This is a genomic window from Terrabacter sp. P5_B1 (assembly GCF_056400505.1).
Window position 1 is genome coordinate 1 of sequence record NZ_JBFULD010000263.1, and the last position, 6,114, is coordinate 6,114.

Sequence of the window (6,114 nt, forward strand, 5' to 3'; positions counted from 1 at the left end):
ATCGCAGGAGATACGCGTCGAGCACGAGCCCGGGGTCGTGGGCGCGCTCGGCGAGCGACCGCAGCGCGCCGGCGAGCAGGAGGTACTGCTGGGTCTGCGGCTCGTGCTCCTCGGTGAGCTGGAGCGCCGTCTCGAGCATCGAGGTGGCGCACGTGTAGGCCGTGTAGTCGCGGGCGATCGCGTCACCGTAGGGCGCGAGCGTCTCCACCTGGGTCACGGTGTCGAGGTTGCGGCCCTCGTAGCACTGGACGTCGATGACCATGCCGGGCTCTAGCCGCGAGCCGAAGCGCGACTTCGTGCGGCGCACCCCCTTGGCCACGGCACGCACCCGACCCCGCGTGCGGGTCAGCATCGTGATGATGCGGTCGGCCTCGCCCAGCTTGTGGGTGCGCAAGACGATCGCCTCGTCACGGTAGAGGGGCATGGGCCCATTGTCCCCCGCGCCGTGCCCCGGACGGCACCGCACGCGCCGTCTGCTGCACGAGCGACCCGAAACCTGTCCGACGTTCGAACACCCGTTCGACCCTTGGGCTATCGTGGGGGCATGGACCTCTCTCTCCAGGGTTCGCTCCTCGACCTCACCGACGCGATGACCCTTCGCGACGTCGGCACCGGGCTGACCCGCCACCACCTGGCCCACGGCGCGTGGGTCGACGTCCGACCCGGCTGGCTTGCTGCCGGCGACGAGCTCTTCACCGCGCTGCTGCGCCACGTGCCGTGGCACGCCGAGCGGCGCCAGATGTACGACTCCGTCGTCGACGTCCCCCGCCTGACGAAGTTCTACGGCGCCGACGAGACCCTCCCGCACCCGATGCTCGTGGAGGCGCGCGAGGCGCTGAGCCGCCACTACGCGCCCGAGCTCGGTGAGCCGTTCGTCACCGCGGGCCTGTGTCTCTACCGCGACGGCCGCGACAGCGTGGCCTGGCACGGCGACCGCATCGGACGTTCTCGTGACAGTGACACGATGATCGCGATCCTCTCGCTCGGGTCGGCCCGGACGCTGACGCTCCGCCCGCGAGACGGCGGCCCCATCCCCGGCTCGACGACAAAGAGCTTGCGCTATCCCCTGGGCCATGGTGACCTCGTCGTCATGGGCGGGTCGTGCCAGCGGACGTGGGACCATGCGGTCCCCAAGACGTCCGAGCCGATGGGTCCGCGCATCTCCGTGCAGTTCCGTGTAGCCGGCGTCCGCTGACAGGAGGATCTCGTATGCCGTCCAGCCGCTCAGGTGGCACCCTTCCCTTCCTCGACCACCTCGCTGCCGACTCGGCCCGCTTCCGCGCGGCGCTGGCGACGGCACCCGCAGCGGTGCGCGTGCCCACGTGTCCCGACTGGGACGCCGACGACCTGCTCTGGCACCTCGGCGAGGTGCAGTGGTTCTGGGGTGAGATCGCCGAGCGCCGTCTCACCGACCCGGCCGACCTCGACGCGATGAACGCGACGCGCGAGGAGCGGCCGAACGACCGGGCGGGACTGCTCGCCTTCTTCGACCGCTCGAGCGAGCGGCTGCACCGGGTGCTGGACGACCTGTCGCCCGAGACCCCGCTGTGGATGTGGGCCGACGACAAGACCGCCGGCTACATCCGGCGACGACAGGCCCACGAGGCCATGATCCACCGGCTCGACGCCGAGCTCACCGTCGGTGACCGGACGCCACTCGACTGCCGCCTCGCTGCCGACGGCATCGACGAGGTGCTGCGGGTCATGCGGGGCCACGAGCCGGACGCGGACCTCACGCACGTGCCCGTCTCGGCTCCCGTGACCATCGCCACCGTCGACGCCATGCACGCCTGGACCGTGACCCCCGTCCGCGTCACCGGAAGCTGGAACGGCGAGGACGTCGACGTGCTGCGCTTCCTCGTCGGCGACGGACCCGACGCCGCCGCGACCGCCGAGATCAGTGGTGCGGCTGCCGACATCGACTGCTGGCTCTGGAACCGCCCGGCCGAGGGCGAGATCATCCGCCACGGTGACGCGGCGGCGCTGGCGTCGGTGGACGCCGTGCTCTCCGACTCCATCGACTGACACGTGCGACGGTGCTGGGTGCATCCCCATGACGATGCACCCAGCGCCGTTCCCGTCCTTCGTCGTCGTCAGCCTTTGGGGACCTCGATGACGTGACCGTCGGGGGCGATCAAGTGGCCCTGCTGACGCTTGCGGTACTCCGTCTCGTTGCGGAACTCGCGGAACCGCTCGTCGGTGAGCGGGTACCTCCAGAAGATCGCCATGGCGGTGATCGAGACGATGGCGGGCGTGAAGCCGATGGTGAAGCGGATCGCACCGATCGCGGAGTCCGCTGCACCGAGGTGCATGTCGCCGGCGACCCCCGCGGACACGTCCAACCACACGTCGACCCCGGTGCCACCGTTCCTCGAGCTCATCCCCTCACCGAAGGCGACACGACAGGGTTCGGGTCCCGAGGCTCACGTGCGCAGGCGCCGGCGAGGGGCGCCCGGCGCGCGGGGAACCCTGACCCCCGCCGCGGCCCGCCACGCGAACGAAGGCTGGACCGTTCCGGCAAGGGCGACGACGAGGGGAACGAAAGCGAAGAGGTAGCGCGATCGCCCTTGGAAGACCATGGTGAAGGCGCCGATGCCGAGCACGCTCAGCGCGAGGAACAGGATCTCTCGCCGATAGGGCACCCTGAGGAGGCCGACACCGGCGACGACCAGCACGGCGAGCCACAATCCCTGAGTCAGTTCGGCGCGCACCTGGTACCCAGCGCCGTTGAATCCGTTGAGGTCGTGGACGACACCGGTGAAGCCCGTGGCCGGCGCCAGTCGGCCCGGGAGCGAGTCGCCGCCTTCCCCCCAAGCCGAGAACATCCCGTCACCCCAGTTCCAGGCCAGCTTGTCGGCATAGAACGCGGCGGTCCCGGCCACGCCGCGCTCCCTCCACCGCTCCGCGAGATAGCCACGGGCATAGTCGTCCATCTGTTCAGGGGTGCGGCCGTCGACAGCATCGACCATGGCGCGTACATACGCGCCGTAGCTGACTGTTCCGGACCCCGAGACCGTCTTGGCCGAGCCGTTTGCGACCCACCACAAGAGTGTCGGCGAGCCGTTGGGCCGCAGGTTCTGGTGGTCGACCCCCGCAAGTTCCGGCGAGGCGGCCTGCAGGCCGACGGCAAGGCCAACGAACATCACGAGACCTACAGCGCACCCCCCAAGACCCGAGAGGGTCCTTCGCGGTGAAGGCGCACCGTCGAACACCGCGACGACCGCGGTGATGACGGCGGCGACCAGGACGACCACCGGCGTGGTCTTGACGGCATATGCCACGGCAAGGACGACGATCGCGAGCGACCACTGGATGACCCGCACCCCACGCCGCCCCGGCGTCAGGGCCCCGGAAGCCAGGGCCGCGCCGCCGACGACAAACGGCATGGCCAGCACGTCGGTATACGGAACGCTCAGCCACGGACTGAGTCCCACCAGGACGACGACGACGAGCTGGGCGACGAGCGCGGAACCGGGACCTACCACGCGCCCGACGAGGACGTGCACGGCATACAGAGTGACAGCCAGGCCGGCGCCGGTCAGCGCGATCAGCACCGCGTCGGGGCTGAGGCCGAGCGGCTGTGCGACGTCGGCCCCCAGACGATCGATCGCGAGCAGGGGCAGGTTGTTCGGGAAGAGCGAAAGGTAGGCCAGGTCATGCTGGCTGAGTGGCCGCCCGGCATGCAGGGAGCGGGCCATGGACATGATGGCGCCGGCGTCCCACCCGTAGTTGTACCGGGTCTGCATCGCGACGAAGGTTGCTGCAGCTGATCCAGCAATCGCCACGACGCCGGGCACCCAACGTCTCTTCAGGGTGGGATGCACGTGACATCGGGCAGCCAGGGTGATCCCTACGACGGCGGTCGGCACGACCACCTGCCAGCGGTAGTCGACGCTGACGCGCCGCGGGTCGACGAGGCACACGAGGGCGACCGCGACCAGAGAGACCCCAGCCAGCCGAAGCAGCGCTCGACCGACCCGGGACTCCATGGTGCCCGACGCTACCCCACGGCCGTGCGCGCCCGAGGGGGCGCCTGGTCAGGCGACCGGGGCATCCCTCTCGGCCCGGTTGACCGCCGAGACGATGGCCTTGATGGACGCGGTGACGATGGACGGGTCGACGCCGACGCCCCAGAGGACACGGTCGCCGACGGCGCACTCGACGTATGCCGCAGCGCGGGCGTCGCCGCCTGCGGACAGGGCGTGCTCGGCGTAGTCGAGGACGCGCATGTCCGGGGTGCCCTCGACCGTCGCGAGGGCGTCGACGAAGGCCGCGATCGGGCCGTTGCCGGTCCCGGTGATCGTTCGGGACTCGCCGCCGTCGCGGACGGTCGCCTCGATCGTGCTGGCTCCGTCGACGGTCGAGTCGGTGACGACGTTGACCAGCTCGAAGCGACCCCATGCGCGGGCCGGGTCCGGGAGGTACTCGTCCTGGAAGCGGGACCACAGCTCGGCCGGGGCGACCTCGCCGCCGTCCTGGTCGACACCGCGCTGGACGACACCGGAGAACTCGATCTGCAGCCGGCGCGGGAGGTCCATCTGGTGCTCGGTCTTCATGATGTAGGCGACGCCGCCCTTGCCGGACTGGCTGTTGACTCGGACGACGGCCTCGTAGGACCGGCCCATGTCGTGCGGGTCGATGGGCAGGTAGGGCACACCCCAGACGAGGTCGTCGATGCTCGTGCCCTTCTCCTTGGCCTCGGCCGCCATTGCCTCGAAGCCCTTTTTGATGGCGTCCTGGTGCGAGCCGGAGAAGGCCGTGAAGACGAGGTCGCCCCCGTAGGGGTGTCGCTCGCCCACTGGCAGCTGGTTGCAGTACTCGACGGTGCGGCGCACCTCGTCGATGTCGCTGAAGTCGATCTGCGGGTCGATGCCCTGGCTGAAGAGGTTCATCCCGAGGGTGACGAGGCAGACGTTGCCGGTACGCTCCCCGTTGCCGAAGAGGCAGCCCTCGATGCGGTCCGCGCCGGCGAGGTAGCCGAGCTCGGCGGCGGCCACGCCGGTGCCCCGGTCGTTGTGCGGGTGCAGGCTCACGACGATGGACTCACGGCGCTCGAGGTGGCGGATCATCCACTCGATGGAGTCGGCGTAGACGTTGGGCGTCGCCATCTCGACGGTCGCCGGGAGGTTGACGATGACCTTGTGGTCCGGCGTCGGGTCGATGACGTCGACGACGGCGTTGCAGATCCGCATCGCGAAGTCGAGCTCGGTGCCGGTGTAGGACTCGGGCGAGTACTCGTAGTAGATCGTCGTGTCCGGGACGGTCTCCTCGAGCTTCTTGCACAGTCGCGCCGCCTGGACTGCGATGTCGATGATGCCGTCCTGGTCGAGCCCGAAGACCACCTTGCGCTGCAGTGCCGACGTCGAGTTGTAGAAGTGGACGATGGCCTGCTTGCTGCCGCGGATCGCGTCGTAGGTGCGCTCGACGAGGTGGTCGCGACACTGCGTCAGCACCTGGATCGTCACGTCGTCGGGGATGTGCCCACCCTCGATGAGCTGACGACAGAAGTCGAAGTCGGTCTGGCTCGCGGACGGGAAGCCGACCTCGATCTCCTTGTAGCCCATCTTGACGAGCAGCTGGAACATGCGCAGCTTGCGCTCGGAGTTCATCGGGTCGATGAGGGCCTGGTTGCCGTCCCGCAGGTCGACGGCGCACCAGCGCGGGGCGCTGTCGATGCGCTTCGTCGGCCACGTGCGGTCCGGGAGCTCGAAGGGGATCTGCTCGTGGAAGGGGACGTACTTCTGGAACGGCATTCCCGACGTCTGCTGGGGGTGGATCATCGCTGCACTCTCTTCGTCTGCGTTTCGCTCGGTGTCCGGCCGGACACGGGAAACTCCGCGACGAGGAGGGCCGGGGTCAGGCCTCGTCGCGGCAGAGAAGGAGGAGGCTCACCGCTCGCACGCCTTCACCGTATGCCGGTGGCTCGCTGTGCGTCCACCCCTCGGAACCGTTGCCCGCATCCTGAGACCCGCGTCCCGAGACCCGCGCCCCCGGCGGAGCCGTCGACAGCGAAGATCGCTGTTTCCGTCGGCAGACAGGTGTGGACCTTCGGGGGAGGTGGGCACGAGCACCACTGACTGCACCGGCGCCCGTGCCCGGGTCGACCCGGGCACG

General features: G+C 69.6%; 6 protein-coding genes. 2 read left to right on the forward strand and 4 right to left on the reverse strand.

The features are described 5' to 3' along the window. The coding region (gene recO, locus AC1DP0_RS16620) for a DNA repair protein RecO (RefSeq protein WP_478086291.1) at nt 1-424 on the reverse strand (424 nt) is incomplete at its 3' end. A 120-nt stretch (nt 425-544) separates the two neighbouring features. On the opposite strand from recO, the gene AC1DP0_RS16625 reads away from it, so the two are divergent. Continuing rightward, entirely contained in the window at nt 545-1,195 is a 651-nt protein-coding gene (locus AC1DP0_RS16625; RefSeq protein WP_478086293.1) for an alpha-ketoglutarate-dependent dioxygenase AlkB, read from the forward strand. Between the two features lie 14 nt (nt 1,196-1,209). Beyond that, the gene (locus tag AC1DP0_RS16630; protein ID WP_478086298.1) at nt 1,210-2,025 is read left to right on the forward strand and encodes a maleylpyruvate isomerase family mycothiol-dependent enzyme; all 816 of its coding nucleotides are present in this window, start codon (nt 1,210-1,212) and stop codon (nt 2,023-2,025) included. Between the two features lie 68 nt (nt 2,026-2,093). Here the strand turns inward: AC1DP0_RS16630 and AC1DP0_RS16635 are convergent, their stop codons facing one another. The 3 genes from AC1DP0_RS16635 to leuA are packed head-to-tail and all read right to left on the reverse strand — an operon-like array spanning nt 2,094 to nt 5,780. Continuing rightward, nucleotides 2,094-2,381 (reverse strand): hypothetical protein, encoded by a 288-nt coding sequence (locus AC1DP0_RS16635; protein WP_478086303.1) that lies wholly within the window; start codon nt 2,379-2,381, stop codon nt 2,094-2,096. A 42-nt stretch (nt 2,382-2,423) separates the two neighbouring features. Then, nucleotides 2,424-3,989 carry a glycosyltransferase family protein gene (locus tag AC1DP0_RS16640; RefSeq protein WP_478086308.1) on the reverse strand — a complete coding sequence of 522 codons (1,566 nt, stop codon included), beginning with the start codon at nt 3,987-3,989 and terminating at the stop codon, nt 2,424-2,426. Nucleotides 3,990-4,037: 48 nt separating this feature from the next. Then, a complete protein-coding gene (gene leuA / locus AC1DP0_RS16645) occupies nt 4,038-5,780 on the reverse strand; it encodes a 2-isopropylmalate synthase (RefSeq protein WP_478086311.1) in 1,743 nt (580 codons plus the stop codon). Between the last annotated feature and the right edge of the window lie 334 nt (nt 5,781-6,114).

Bases quoted from the DNA above. Each gene is read 5' to 3' on its own strand.
- AC1DP0_RS16640 (WP_478086308.1), bottom strand. From the start codon at position 3,989: ATGGAGTCCCGGGTCGGTCGAGCGCTGCTTCGGCTGGCTGGGGTCTCT.
- leuA (WP_478086311.1), bottom strand. From the start codon at position 5,780: ATGATCCACCCCCAGCAGACGTCGGGAATGCCGTTCCAGAAGTACGTC.
- AC1DP0_RS16635 (WP_478086303.1), bottom strand. From the start codon at position 2,381: ATGAGCTCGAGGAACGGTGGCACCGGGGTCGACGTGTGGTTGGACGTG.
- AC1DP0_RS16625 (WP_478086293.1), top strand. From the start codon at position 545: ATGGACCTCTCTCTCCAGGGTTCGCTCCTCGACCTCACCGACGCGATG.
- AC1DP0_RS16630 (WP_478086298.1), top strand. From the start codon at position 1,210: ATGCCGTCCAGCCGCTCAGGTGGCACCCTTCCCTTCCTCGACCACCTC.